Annotated in this window: 17 protein-coding genes; all 17 read left to right on the top strand. The window is 30.4% G+C overall.

The window, feature by feature from the left end:
- Positions 1–52 precede the first annotated feature (52 nt).
- The gene (locus KQI86_RS01350; RefSeq protein WP_216437361.1) at positions 53–454 is read left to right on the top strand and encodes a CD1247 N-terminal domain-containing protein; all 402 of its coding nucleotides are present in this window, start codon (positions 53–55) and stop codon (positions 452–454) included.
- 121 nt (positions 455–575) lie between these two features.
- Entirely contained in the window at positions 576–1490 is a 915-nt protein-coding gene (gene spoIIIAA, locus KQI86_RS01345; RefSeq protein ID WP_216438270.1) for a stage III sporulation protein AA, read from the top strand.
- 1 nt (position 1491) lies between these two features.
- Positions 1492–2010, top strand: a complete 519-nt coding sequence (gene spoIIIAB, locus KQI86_RS01340) for a stage III sporulation protein SpoIIIAB (RefSeq protein ID WP_216437360.1) — start codon at positions 1492–1494, stop codon at positions 2008–2010.
- 12 nt (positions 2011–2022) lie between these two features.
- Positions 2023–2220 (top strand): stage III sporulation protein AC, encoded by a 198-nt coding sequence (gene spoIIIAC, locus KQI86_RS01335; RefSeq protein WP_216437359.1) that lies wholly within the window; start codon positions 2023–2025, stop codon positions 2218–2220.
- Positions 2221–2229: 9 nt separating this feature from the next.
- Positions 2230–2616 carry a stage III sporulation protein AD gene (spoIIIAD, locus tag KQI86_RS01330; RefSeq protein ID WP_216437358.1) on the top strand — a complete coding sequence of 129 codons (387 nt, stop codon included), beginning with the start codon at positions 2230–2232 and terminating at the stop codon, positions 2614–2616.
- A gap of 9 nt (positions 2617–2625) precedes the next feature.
- The gene (spoIIIAE, locus tag KQI86_RS01325; protein ID WP_216437357.1) at positions 2626–3789 is read left to right on the top strand and encodes a stage III sporulation protein AE; all 1164 of its coding nucleotides are present in this window, start codon (positions 2626–2628) and stop codon (positions 3787–3789) included.
- Between the two features lie 4 nt (positions 3790–3793).
- Positions 3794–4375 (top strand): stage III sporulation protein AF, encoded by a 582-nt coding sequence (spoIIIAF, locus tag KQI86_RS01320; protein ID WP_216437356.1) that lies wholly within the window; start codon positions 3794–3796, stop codon positions 4373–4375.
- A gap of 13 nt (positions 4376–4388) precedes the next feature.
- On the top strand, positions 4389–5015 hold the full coding sequence (spoIIIAG, locus tag KQI86_RS01315) for a stage III sporulation protein AG (RefSeq protein ID WP_216437355.1): 627 nt from the start codon (positions 4389–4391) through the stop codon (positions 5013–5015).
- 59 nt (positions 5016–5074) lie between these two features.
- Positions 5075–5581, top strand: a complete 507-nt coding sequence (locus KQI86_RS01310; protein WP_216437354.1) for a SpoIIIAH-like family protein — start codon at positions 5075–5077, stop codon at positions 5579–5581.
- 89 nt (positions 5582–5670) lie between these two features.
- The gene (locus KQI86_RS01305; protein ID WP_216437353.1) at positions 5671–6063 is read left to right on the top strand and encodes an Asp23/Gls24 family envelope stress response protein; all 393 of its coding nucleotides are present in this window, start codon (positions 5671–5673) and stop codon (positions 6061–6063) included.
- 107 nt (positions 6064–6170) lie between these two features.
- Positions 6171–6644 (top strand): transcription antitermination factor NusB, encoded by a 474-nt coding sequence (gene nusB / locus KQI86_RS01300; RefSeq protein ID WP_216437352.1) that lies wholly within the window; start codon positions 6171–6173, stop codon positions 6642–6644.
- Positions 6645–6648: 4 nt separating this feature from the next.
- Entirely contained in the window at positions 6649–7494 is an 846-nt protein-coding gene (locus KQI86_RS01295; protein ID WP_216437351.1) for a bifunctional 5,10-methylenetetrahydrofolate dehydrogenase/5,10-methenyltetrahydrofolate cyclohydrolase, read from the top strand.
- Positions 7484–8680 (top strand): exodeoxyribonuclease VII large subunit, encoded by a 1197-nt coding sequence (gene xseA / locus KQI86_RS01290; RefSeq protein WP_216437350.1) that lies wholly within the window; start codon positions 7484–7486, stop codon positions 8678–8680. The genes KQI86_RS01295 and xseA overlap by 11 nt, the downstream gene beginning before the upstream one ends.
- Positions 8681–8706: 26 nt before the next feature.
- A complete protein-coding gene (locus KQI86_RS01285) occupies positions 8707–8928 on the top strand; it encodes an exodeoxyribonuclease VII small subunit (RefSeq protein WP_216437349.1) in 222 nt (73 codons plus the stop codon).
- Between the two features lies 1 nt (position 8929).
- Positions 8930–9799: a polyprenyl synthetase family protein gene (locus KQI86_RS01280; protein WP_216437348.1), complete on the top strand. Its 870-nt coding sequence runs from the start codon at positions 8930–8932 to the stop codon at positions 9797–9799.
- Between the two features lie 714 nt (positions 9800–10513).
- Entirely contained in the window at positions 10514–11104 is a 591-nt protein-coding gene (locus tag KQI86_RS01275; protein WP_246582615.1) for a hypothetical protein, read from the top strand.
- Positions 11105–11106: 2 nt separating this feature from the next.
- On the top strand, positions 11107–12981 hold the full coding sequence (gene dxs / locus KQI86_RS01270) for a 1-deoxy-D-xylulose-5-phosphate synthase (RefSeq protein ID WP_216437347.1): 1875 nt from the start codon (positions 11107–11109) through the stop codon (positions 12979–12981).
- Positions 12982–12985: the final 4 nt, after the last annotated feature.

Raw genomic sequence — 12985 nt, 5'->3', positions numbered from 1 at the left:
CATACAATAATTTGTATGTCGTTATTAATTATAATAAAAAGGGAGTGAGAATATGAGTTCAATTAACTCAAAAATATCATATCTAAGTGGATTGGTAGATGGATTAGATCTAGATGAAGGAAGTAAAGAAGGAAGAATAATAAAAGAAATGGTAAGTGTTCTTCAAAAAATTGGCGAGGAAATGGAAGAAATTAAAGATGCACAAAAAGATATGCAGGAATACATAGATGTGTTAGATGAGGATTTAACTTCATTAGAAGATGAATTATACGATGATGAAGATTATGAAAATATTGATGACTTTATCGACATGACCTGTGAGAGTTGTGGAGAGACCATATATGTTGATTCAAATATCTTACAAAGTAAGGAAAGTATAACCTGTCCAAGTTGCCATAAAGATATCTTATTAAGTGAAAATTCTTGTGACTGTGAAGAAGATTGTGATTGTTAATAATTATTTAAAGAAGAGTATCCATATAAAGGATGCTCTTTTTTATTTTTTTGATTTTCTATGTCATATTTTTCTTAATTCTAAAATACCTTTTAATAAGAAAGAAAGGAGGATAAAAATGATAAACACTAAAGAGATAATTAATATATTACCAGAAAATATAATAAAATTAGTAAATTTAGAAAAAATGGGGCTTCTCCAAGAAATAAGAATAAAGGCTGGGAAAAAGACAATTTTACAATTAGGAGAGGATGAGATTATCACAAATTATATAGCTACATTAGAAGATATTAAAGCTATTTTACAAAGAATTAGTAATTATTCTATATATGCTTATGATGAGGAAATAAGACAAGGCTATATAACTATTAGAGGCGGTCATAGGGTTGGCATATGTGGAACTTGTGTAATTGAAAGAGGTAACGTAAAGACAATAAAAGATGTAGCTTCTTTAAACATCAGAATATGTAATGAAATAATAGGTTGCTCTAATAAAATATTTAATTACATTATTCAAGGAAGGGAAGTATTAAATACTATAATAATATCTCCTCCAAGGTGTGGGAAAACTACGCTCTTAAGAGATCTTGGAAGAAATATATCCAATGGTATAAAAAATATAAATTTTAGTGGAAAAAAAGTATGTGTAATAGATGAAAGAAGTGAAATATCATCCTGTTACAATGGTATGCCTCAACTAGATGTAGGTTTGAGGACGGATGTATTAGACGGTTGTCCTAAAAGTGAGGGAATTATGATGGTGATAAGAAGTATGTCACCAGAGGTAATAATGTGTGATGAAATAGGGACAATCCCAGATATGGATAGCATTATTAAAGCGGCGAACTCTGGAGTTTCTATAATTACTACTATACATGGTTATGGCATAGAAGATTTGTATGCAAGAGAAGTATTTAAAGACATAATGGAAAACAATATTTTTAGCAGAGCTATCGTGTTAAGTAATAAAGAGGGCGTAGGAACTGTAGATTACATTTATGATTTTAAGAAAAAAAGTCATATCTATAGGGGGTAATATGTTAAAAATAATTGGTAGTTTAATGGTAATAATATCAACCACTTTGAGTGGAATTTTATATGGAGGAAATTTTAAAAAAAGAACACATCAATTAAAGGAACTGCAAAGATGTATTTATCAGCTGCAAAATGAAATAGTATACACCTATACTCCCTTACCGGAGGCATTCTTAAATATTAGTAAAAAAAGTGTATATCCAATAAATAATTTTTTCGAATCCATTTCAAAGTTACTGTACTTGAATAAGGTAAATAATGTATATGATGGATTCCAAAAAGCCTATGAAGAGGTGAAAGACATATTAAATCTTACAAAAGAAGATACAAATATATTATTTAATTTAGGCAAAAGTTTAGGAGAATCGGATATAGAAGGACAAAAAAAGGTATTTGCTCTTTCTTTAGACAGTATTAAAAATCAAATAGAGGAAGCAGAAATATTGATGAAAAAAAATGTGAAAATGTATAGATTTCTAGGTTTTTCCATAGGGATGATGATAGTGATTATATTCATTTAAAGGGGGATATAAATGTTAGATGTAAATTTAATTTTCAAAATAGGCGCAGTGAGCATTCTAGTTATGGTATTAGATAAAATATTAAAAACAAGTGGATATGATGAGTACGCCGTTATAACAAACTTAGCTGGATTGCTAATAATACTTATGATGGTGATTAATCTAGTGAGTAAACTATTTAACGTTGTTAAGACCATGTTCCAGTTGTAGGAGGATAATATGGAAATAGTAAAAATAGTGGCTTTTGCCTTTACAGCATTATTTATTGTTCTGGTAATAAAGGATGGTAAAAAAGAAGAATTAGCAATACAGATAAGTATATGTGCCGGGATAATTATATTTCTATTTATGATGAATAAGATAACAGCCATTATGAATTTGCTTCAACAGTTATCATTAAAGGCCAATATAGACTTTGTTTACTTAACTACTGTATTTAAAATTTTAGGAATATCATATTTGGCCTCCTTTTGCAGCGAGATTTGTAGAGATGCAGGACAGGCAAGTATTGCTTCAAAGGTTGAATTTGGCGGGAAAATATTGATTTTAGCCTTAGCTATTCCAATTTTAATGGCTGTTTTACAGTCAATTTTGAAAATAATGTAGGGGAGAGATATGAAAAAATATTTAAAAAGATACTTCATTATTACAATAGTGTTTTTAAGCATTTTTTCTTTAAAGGGTTATGTTGTACAAGCATCTCCTGTAGAAAATACAAAAAATAGTGAGGTTGAACAATTATATGATTACATAACAAACATGAAAAATGAACATGAACTTTTAAAAGATATGGATGCTAAATCTTTTGTTAGTAACTATATGAAGAAAGGAGAAGGGGGATTTTCTGTTAATAAATTTATTAAAGCAATAACTACATATATGTTAAGAGAATTAATAGTTTCTTTAAAGCTGATGACTACCTTAATAATAATTTCTATTGTTTGTGCATTGATAACAAATTTAGAGAAGGCCTTTAGCAATGAGCAGTTGTCCAACATAGCTTATTTTGCCTGTTATGCATTATTAATTGTTATTATGTCTAGAAGTTTTTATGTAGGTGTACAATTGGCAAGAGAAACAATAACGAGAATGTCAGACTTTATGCTAGCTTTAGTTCCTGTGCTAATAATGCTTCTAGTAGGCATAGGTGGAGTAGCTGAAGCAGCAGTTATGGACCCAGTGGTAATAGGAGCAGTAAATATAAGTGCAAGAATATTTTCAAACATACTAATACCTTTAATTTCAGCTACTTTTGTACTTCAGTTTGTAAATAATATGACAGAAGAATTTAAAATTGAAAAGCTAACAAAATTATTGAATCAAGTGGCCTTATGGGGGCAAGGAATATTGATGACTATATTTATTGGAATTATGACTGTAAGAGGCATATCATCAAAAACCTTGGACCAAGTAGTAGCTAAAACAGCAAAATATGCAGTAGATAATTTTGTGCCAATAGTAGGAAAGTGTTTATCTGATGCTATATCAACTGTTGCAGGGTATTCACTATTACTAAAAAATGCTTTGAGTAGTGTTGGATTGATTGTATTAATACTCATAGTTATTTTACCTATAATTAAGATAGCATTGACAGCTCTACTTTATAAAATTACTGCAGCATTAATTGAACCTATTGCTGAAAAGAGATTGGTTAATAGTATAACTTCTGCTGGGGATTCACTGATTTTAATTACTTCTTGTCTTATTTGTGTATCGGTAATGTTTTTTATAATGATCTCTATAATTGCTACAGCAGGTAAGATGGCAATAGGGGGGTAGACAAATGATAGATATTTTAAAAGAGTGGATTATAAATATAGCATCTTTAATATTATTTATAACTGCGGTAGAAATGCTTTTACCAGATAATAGTTTAAAAAAATATTCTAAATTTGTATTAGGCCTAATATTAATGACGGTGTTAATAAATCCAATAATTAAGATTTTTAATAAAAATTTTAATATAAGCGTATATAGTCAGAATATATCTAGAGTAATATATGACGAGGAAAAAGTGGATTCAATTGAAAAATATAAGGAAGAAAGTTTAAAAAATACAATAAAAAACTTTGAAACGAATCTGGAACAAATTATTGGAGATAAATTAAAAGATGAGTTTAAGGTTTTAAACACTAAGATAGAAATTCAAGCAGAGTATAGTGATGAGGATAATAATTTCAATATAAAAGATATAAAAATTGGTATTAAGGATGGAAAAGTTGAAAAAGTAAAAAAGGTAAAAGTAAGTGTAGGTGAAAAAACCTTAGAGGAAAAAGAGAAAGACAAGCTTCACGATGACATTAAGTCTTATTTATCTAAAGAATTAAGAGTGGAGGAAAGTATAATTACTGTTTACAAGTTATAAAGGGAGGTACGTTATGAATTTAAAAAAAATTTTAGAAAAAATAAAAAATATTGAAAATAAACCTTTAGCAAACAAAAATATTATGAATTTAATAATAGTATTCCTTATGGGAGTGCTTATATTGCTTACTGCTAATTTATTTAAGACAACAGCTAGTTCTATGAAAGGTAATTTAATTCAAAATGATAATAATAATAATAAGGAAGTGAGCGTTGATGAAGTAGTTCAAGATCCAGCTGGAGAGGAAATAGAAAAAGAACTTAAATTTGAACTGAAAAATATACTTCAACAAACAGAAGGAGTGGGAAGGGTAGAGGTAATGATATATTTTTCTAGTGGAGAAGAATATGTACCAGCAGTTAATATGAATGACTCAACCAATAACACTGAAGAGATAGACAATGAAGGAGGAAGAAGAAATACAACTCAAAAAAACAGTGGTACTACTGTAGTTATGACTACACAAGGAGATAAAACCGAACCTCTGATTGTTAAAAAAAATAAGCCTAAGGTAACAGGAGTATTAATAGTTGCCGAGGGAGCAGAAGATAAAGTTACAGAGTATAGGATAAGAAAAGCGGTTACAAATTTATTTAATATATCTGAGAATAAGGTAAATGTTTATCCTATGAAAAAGTAGTATATATTTTAAATTTTGAGCATATAATTTTGTAGAAAGATAGATGGGGGGAATAAATTATGAATAAAAAACAAGCGGCAATAATCGTAACCTTATCAGCACTAATAGTGTGTATGGGATTGTTGGCTACGAGACTTAATAATCCATTGTATGTACAAGGAGATGGAGAGAAAAGCGCAATATCACTAAAGAATAATGAAAAAGATAAGGTAGGAGTAAACTCAAATTACTTTGTAGAGGCAAAGATGGCTAGAGATAATAAAAACGCTCAAACCTTACAAGATTTAAAGATTATAATGGAAGATAAGAACATATCACAAGAGCAAAGAGATAAGACAGCTGAACAATATGTATCACTGTCAATGGCATCAACTCATGAAAATAAAGTAGAGCTTAATTTACAGGCAAAAGGATATGAAGATGTAGTTTGTTTAGTAAATGATGACAGAGCTACAGTTATAGTAAAGGCTAAAGAAAAACTTACTGATAAACAAACAAAAGAAATACAAAGCGTGGTTATCAGTGAGACAAAAATTAAAAATGTAGAAATTCAAGAAATGGAATAGTAATTGTAAAAGATATATCTATTTGATATAATATACCTTAAGATTAAGCTTTTATTGAAGTAAAAGAAAAAAGCTAGGGGGTATAGACTATGGAAGAATCAGTAAAAAAAGAAATGGATTTAGGAATAGTGAGAATATCAGATGAAGTAGTTGGAGTTATAGCAGCATTAGCTACTACAGAAATAAATGGAATTGTAGGCATGAGTGCTGGCCCTGTAGGAGGTATAACACAAATTTTAGCAGGAAAAAAGAACCTTTCAAAAGGAGTAAAGGTTACGGTGGGAGAAAATAGTGCTACTATAGATCTTCACGTAGTTGTAGAATATGGAGTGAAAATTCCAGATACAGCTCTAAAGGTTCAAGAAAATGTTAAAAAAGCTGTAGAGACAATGACTGGCTTAACAGTTTCAGCAGTGAACATACATGTTCAAAACGTAATTATTCACAAAAATGAAGAACCGGATGCAGTAGAAAATGCATAAGAACCGCCCTCTGATATCAGAGGGTGTTTCCATATTGGTGATTAATCAGTATAATTATGAATTGTTTGACAATAATTAATAATAAGCATTAACTAGGAGGATAAAGGATGAATAGAAAAAAAACAAGAGAATTAGCAATGAAACTACTATTTGAAATGATAATTAAAAAAGAAACATATTTAGAAGTAATCCAAAACCTAAAGGAAGCTAACATAGAGGAAGAAAAGGATATAGATCTGATGGAAGAAAAAGCAGAGATTGATCCAGAAAATTGGGATTTAGAAGATATAGATATTCAGTATTTAACTAAAGTATTAAAGGGAATAGAAGAAAATAAAGAGAACTTAGATAAGAAAATAGAAGCTAATTTGAAGAATTGGAAAATAAGTAGATTAGCTAAAGTGGATTTAGCTATACTTAGATTATCTACTTATGAAATATTATTTGAAGAGAATATTCCTATTAAGGTTTCAATAAATGAAGGAGTAGAATTGGCTAAAAAATATGGTGAAGACAAATCATCGGCATTTATAAATGCTGTTTTAGATAATATAGCTAAAGAAAATAATAAGGAGTGTTAAATAAATGGGGGCCACAATAGATGGAAAAAGAATTGCAGCAGAATATAAAGAAAGATTAAGATTATTAGTAGAAGAAAGGGTAGAAAAAAGATTGAGCCCACTATGTATTGCCAGTATATTAATTGGAGATGACAAAGGATCAATTTTCTATATGAATAATCAAAGTAAAATTTGCACGGAAATTGGAGTTGAATATAAAAAAATAATTATAGATAAAAATACTCCGCAAGATGAAATATTAGAAGTTATAGATAGATTAAATAATGACAGCAATACCCATGGGATAATAATTCAACTTCCTCTACCAGATAATTTGGATGAAGAAGTTATTGTTAATAGAATTAGTTATTTAAAAGACGTAGATGGACTTACAGACATTAATGCGGGTAAGTTTTATAAGGGAGAAAAATGTTTTGTGCCTTGTACATCCCAAGGCATAATGGAACTTATAAAAAGCACGGGGATAGATATAAGTGGAAAACGAGCTGTGGTTTTAGGTAGAAGTATTATAGTTGGAAAGTCTATTGCACAATTGCTGTTAAATGAAGATGCTACAGTTACTATATGCCACTCAAAAACAGTAAATGTTAAAGATATATGTAAAGAAGCGGATATATTGATATCTGCTATAGGAAGGCCTAAATTTGTAAAAGAGGATTTTATAAAAGATGGAGCTGTAGTTATAGATGTAGGCTTTAACGTGGTAAATGGAAAAATGGTAGGAGATGTTGATTACGAAAATGCAATTAATAAAGCAAGTCATATAACACCTGTACCAGGTGGTGTAGGATCTATGACTCCAATAATGCTTATTAAAAATACATGTGAGGGATTGGAAGATGAATATTAAAACCTTATCTGTTTCCGATGTAAACAATTATATAAAAAGGGTAATAGATAATGATTTTATTTTAAATAATACTTCAGTAAAGGGTGAAATTTCAAATTTTAAATTACATTCTTCGGGACATGCTTACTTTTCTTTAAAAGATTCATTGAGTAAGATTAATTGTGTAATGTTTAGGAGTTATGCTCAAAATTTAAAATTTAAACCTGAAGATGGCATGCAAGTTGTAGTAAAAGGAAGAGTATCTCTTTATACAAAAGAAGGTACTTATCAACTTTATTGTGAAGATATACAAAGTGAAGGACTTGGAGAACTATATATTTCATTTGAGAAGTTAAAGAGTAAGCTAGAGAGAGAGGGCTTGTTTGATATAAAATATAAAAAGCCAATTCCTAGATACTCTAAAAGAATTGGAGTAATAACCTCTCCTACAGGAGCAGCAATTAGAGATATTATTAATGTCACTAAAAGAAGAAATGATAAAATTGAATTAATTATATATCCATCTGCAGTTCAAGGTATAGGAGCAAGCAAAGAGATAATAAAGGGCATTGATAAGTTCAATAGTATGAAGGATATTGATGTGATTATACTTGCTAGAGGAGGAGGTTCTATAGAAGAATTATGGGCTTTTAATGATGAAGAATTAGGAAGAGCTATTAGTAAATCTAAAGTTCCTATAATAACAGGTATAGGTCATGAAATAGATTTTACTATAGCTGACTTTGTAAGTGATAGAAGAGCTCCAACTCCATCTGCAGCAGCTGAAATAGCTGTATTTAATATGGTAGACTTTAAAAACACAATTGAATATAATATAAAAAGCCTTAATAACTATATTACTAATAATATAAAGAATAAGTACAATAAAATTGAATTGCTAAAAAGAACTCTAGAACATAACAGTCCGGAAAAAGCTATTGTAAATGAATATAAAAAAATAGAATCACTAAGGGAGAAATTAAACTTAAGAGCGAGGTTAGATTTAGAGAAAAGAAAAGAGACCTTAGGCAAGATAAATGCATTACTAAATGCACATAATCCTCTTAATGTTTTAAACAAAGGTTATTCTATAATTCAAGATGATAATAATAGGATAATAAGTGATATAAATCTCATTAATGATGATAAAAGCATAACAATAATTATGAAAAATGGAAGTGAAAAGTACAGAGTAAAAAGAATATAATATAAAAATAAAAAGGATGATGACAAATGGCTAGAAAGTTAGAAAGTTATGAAAGCCTATTAGAAAAATTAGAAACAATAGTAGATAGCATGGATAAGGAGGAGTTATCATTAGATGATTCCATGAAAAAATATGAAGAAGGAGTAAATATTTGTAATAAGCTCTATAAGGTTTTAAATGAAGCTGAGGGTAAAATTAGAATACTAACGGAAAATGGGGAAAAAGATTTCCAAACGGAGGAGATTTAATATGAATATTGAAGTGCTAAAGGAAGATATCGATAGATGGCTATCGGATTATTTTAATAATAAAGGAAACTTTAATAAGACTATTTACGAATCTATGAGATATAGCTTAGAAGTTGGAGGAAAAAGAATAAGACCTATTTTAATGATTCTTACATACTCCCTTTATAAAGATAATTATGAAGAGATACTTCCTTGTGCTTGTGCATTAGAAATGATACATACCTATTCTTTAATTCACGATGATTTGCCTTGTATGGATAATGATTCTTTGAGAAGAGGAAAGCCTACGAATCACATTGTTTTTGGAGAAGCTATGGCTCTTTTAGCTGGAGATGGCTTGCTAAATGAGGCATTTAATATAATATTAAATGAAGCATTAGTTAAGGGAGAAACTTGGCTTAAGGCGGGCAGTATAATAGGGAAATCATCAGGAGTAGAAGGAATGATAGGGGGGCAGGTGGTAGATATATTATCCACTAATAAAGCTGCAACTGAAGAAGAACTATACTACATTCACAATAAAAAGACAGGAGAGCTAATAAAAGGGGCAATATTATCTGGGGCAGTACTAGGGAAAGCAGAAGAAAGAGAATTAAACATATTAAAGGAATATGGAGAAAAATTAGGCTTGGCTTTTCAAATTAAAGATGATATTTTAGATATAGTTGGAAATACAGCAACTTTGGGAAAGAGTGTGAACAAAGATAGCGATCAAAACAAAACAACTTTTATAAAAATATATGGGTTGGATAAATGTAAGGAAATGATGAATAGCATAACGGAAGAATGTATAGCGTTATTGAATAATATAAACGCAGATACAACTAATTTAAAAAATTTAACTTTGTTTCTACTTAAAAGAGATTATTAGGACATTGACTTTAGAATTTATATAATGTAAAATGTTGAAATATCGACAAGATTTAAAATGATAGTAACGAAATTAATATAAATAACATTAGAAAATAAGGGAAAATGTGGTGCAGTATTCTAGTCAGGTAAGTATCCTTTGAAGGCGGGGCTAAAAATCCGTCAAAGGGCATATCGATGAAGTTCCTTGTGCTGGCTTATGACGCCCAGTTATGGGCTGGTGCTGGGAGTAAGGAAGATGGGGCGGCCGCAATGGCATGCGACAACTGACCCTACTTTCGTGGAGACCACTATTTGTGTTTTAGGTTAGTCGCCTATTATACGGTAATGGATTAAACCTGCAATGTGGTGTAAAAGCTATGTGCAGTGTAGCCTGCCTTGAGTAGTGTGGGGAGAGGTAAAATCACCTTTAAACTTTGGCCGAAGTTTTTAAGGCTTTGCTTGCTGAAACCCATATTGCAAAAGAGGCTAGGAGGATGCCTAACTGTCGAGGAAATCTCCTAGACTGTTCCATGGTGAAGTATCTTGAGGATTGCAGTGCGGACTAAGTGGTAATCCAGTCCTGCTATTGGTGACAAAGCAGAGGGAATATTAAAGGGAAACCGTCAGAATGGCGACGTTTTGGTTATTCTTTGGGAAATCCTACTGGACCTAAGCCGCAAGTTTTACTCAATATACTACCACTTTTTCCCTAAAATATTTAGGGGGAAGGATTTTGGATATTTATCCGAAGAAAGAAAACAATAAAGAAAAGAAAAAAGAGGAAAAATCCTCTATTACTAATAAAAGCAATAGGTGGGTTTTAACTATTATTTTTTGGACAATATTAATATCAGGAAGTGCAAATCTTCTTTCCGATGTGCTACTAAGAAATGTTAACATATTAGTAGCTTTTATTATATTAATAATTATTATATTTATTGGTATAATATTTGATATAATAGGAGTAGCTGTAACAGCAGCTGAAGAAAAACCATTCCATGCAAAAGCTGCCAAGAAAATTCCTGGTGCTAAAATAGCTGTGAAGCTTATTAGAAATGCGGATAAGGTCTCTAATTTTTGTAACGATGTTGTAGGAGACGTATGTGGTATTGTCAGCGGATCTGTTGGTGTATTAATTTTAGGTAAGGTAACTGAAAACTTTCCAAACCTTAATGTGACAATAACTTCTGCATTAATCGGTGCATTGATAGCAGCTGCTACCATTGGAGGTAAAGCATTAGGAAAAAGTTTTGCTATGAATGAATGTGAAACTATTATAGATAAGGTTTCAAAAATAGTTTATATAATTAAAAAGGATAGATAAACATGAGAAAAATATTAGATGATTTTGATGATATAAATAAAATTGATATAAATAAAGTTAAAGAAATGTCTCTAGAGGAATTAGAACAATTTTCAAAGGAAATTAGAACTTTTCTAATACAGAATGTTTCAAAAACAGGTGGACATTTAGCTTCTAACTTGGGAGTTGTAGAATTAACCCTAAGTTTATACAATGTTTTTGATTTTAATAAAGATAAGTTAATATGGGACGTGGGACATCAAAGTTATGTACACAAAATATTAACTGGAAGAAAAAATCAATTTGAAACTTTAAAACAATATGGTGGATTAAGTGGTTTTCCTAAGAGAAGTGAGAGTCCTTATGACCACTTTGAAACTGGCCATAGCAGTACTTCAATTTCAGCAGCTCTCGGAATGGCTAGAGCTAGAGATTTAAAAAAAGAAAATTTTGAAGTGGTTGCCGTTATTGGTGATGGAGCTCTTACTGGGGGAATGGCTCTTGAAGCCTTAAATGATGCTGGAGATAGAAAAAGCAAAATGATTATAATATTGAACGATAATCAGATGTCTATAGATCCGAATGTAGGAGGATTATCTGAATATTTAGGGAGATTAAGGGTAGAACCAGGTTATAATAGACTAAAGCAAGATGTGGAAAGTGTATTGAATAAAATACCTAATATTGGAAAAGGTATGGCTAAAACCTTAGAAAGAATAAAAAATGGCATTAAACAAATGGTAGTGCCAGGGATGCTTTTTGAGAATATGGGAATAAAATATTTTGGACCTATAGATGGTCATGATATAAAAGAATTAAGTAGGACACTAAAAAAAGCTAGGGAAATTGACGAGCCTGTATTAATTCATGTGATAACTAAAAAAGGTAAGGGATATAGTTTTGCAGAATGCAATCCAGGCAAATTTCATGGAGTAGGTCCTTTTGATTGTAAGAATGGGGAAATGAATGGCGGAAAATCTTTAAGTTATTCAAAAGCTTTCGGCGATTCTATGGTCAAAATTGGAAAAGAAAATAAAAAGGTTGTAGCTATAACAGCTGCAATGAAAGATAGCACTGGTCTAAAAGAGTTTGGAGATAAATTTAAAGAAAGACTATTTGATGTAGGGATAGCAGAACAGCATGCTGTAACTTTAGCAGCAGGAATGGCATCACAGGGTTTAAAACCTGTTTTTGCAGTATATTCAACTTTTTTACAAAGAGCGTATGATCAAATTCTGCATGATGTCTGTATTCAAAACTTACCTGTAATATTTGCCATAGATAGAGCTGGATTAGTAGGAGGAGATGGAGAAACTCATCAGGGAGTCTTTGATTTATCTTATTTATGTCAAATGCCTAATATGACTATAATGGCGCCTAAAAGGGCTAATGAGATTGAATATATGCTAAGATGGGCACTAAAAGAAAATTCTCCTGTTGCTATAAGATATCCTAGAGGTGGAGATAATAATATAAACTATACTTCTCTAAAAGATTTTAAAAAAGGCAAGTGGGAAGTATTAGAAGAAGATGGAGATATAGTAATAATTGCAGTAGGAAAAATGATAAATCAAGCCTTATTAGTTAGGGAAAAATTATTGAATTCAGGAATAAAGGTAGGAATAATTAATGCTGTCTTTGTAAAGCCTTTAGATGAAGAGCTCTTAAAAGACTTATGCTATAAAGGTAAAAAAATAATTACTTTAGAGGATAATATTTTGAATGGTGGATTTGGTTCTACTGTATTAAGCTTTGTAAATGGATTAAATAAAAATAATAAGGTTGTGAATTTAGGTTTTAAGGATGTATTTGTTCCTCACGGTTCTGTAGATTTATTATTCAAAATTCATGGTCTTGATGTAGATGGCATCATACAAAGTATATTAAAAGTTTTATAAGAAA

The organism is Clostridium mobile (assembly GCF_018918285.1).
GTDB lineage: Bacteria > Bacillota > Clostridia > Clostridiales > Clostridiaceae > Clostridium_AW > Clostridium_AW mobile.
This window is presented reverse-complemented; position numbering and strand designations above follow the sequence as displayed.

Coding starts and splice junctions, on each gene's coding strand:
- KQI86_RS01350 (WP_216437361.1), top strand. CDS start 53: ATGAGTTCAATTAACTCAAAAATATCATATCTAAGTGGATTGGTAGAT.
- spoIIIAB (WP_216437360.1), top strand. CDS start 1,492: ATGTTAAAAATAATTGGTAGTTTAATGGTAATAATATCAACCACTTTG.
- spoIIIAC (WP_216437359.1), top strand. CDS start 2,023: ATGTTAGATGTAAATTTAATTTTCAAAATAGGCGCAGTGAGCATTCTA.
- spoIIIAD (WP_216437358.1), top strand. CDS start 2,230: ATGGAAATAGTAAAAATAGTGGCTTTTGCCTTTACAGCATTATTTATT.
- spoIIIAE (WP_216437357.1), top strand. CDS start 2,626: ATGAAAAAATATTTAAAAAGATACTTCATTATTACAATAGTGTTTTTA.
- spoIIIAF (WP_216437356.1), top strand. CDS start 3,794: ATGATAGATATTTTAAAAGAGTGGATTATAAATATAGCATCTTTAATA.
- spoIIIAG (WP_216437355.1), top strand. CDS start 4,389: ATGAATTTAAAAAAAATTTTAGAAAAAATAAAAAATATTGAAAATAAA.
- KQI86_RS01310 (WP_216437354.1), top strand. CDS start 5,075: ATGAATAAAAAACAAGCGGCAATAATCGTAACCTTATCAGCACTAATA.
- KQI86_RS01305 (WP_216437353.1), top strand. CDS start 5,671: ATGGAAGAATCAGTAAAAAAAGAAATGGATTTAGGAATAGTGAGAATA.
- nusB (WP_216437352.1), top strand. CDS start 6,171: ATGAATAGAAAAAAAACAAGAGAATTAGCAATGAAACTACTATTTGAA.
- KQI86_RS01295 (WP_216437351.1), top strand. CDS start 6,649: ATGGGGGCCACAATAGATGGAAAAAGAATTGCAGCAGAATATAAAGAA.
- xseA (WP_216437350.1), top strand. CDS start 7,484: ATGAATATTAAAACCTTATCTGTTTCCGATGTAAACAATTATATAAAA.
- KQI86_RS01285 (WP_216437349.1), top strand. CDS start 8,707: ATGGCTAGAAAGTTAGAAAGTTATGAAAGCCTATTAGAAAAATTAGAA.
- KQI86_RS01280 (WP_216437348.1), top strand. CDS start 8,930: ATGAATATTGAAGTGCTAAAGGAAGATATCGATAGATGGCTATCGGAT.
- dxs (WP_216437347.1), top strand. CDS start 11,107: ATGAGAAAAATATTAGATGATTTTGATGATATAAATAAAATTGATATA.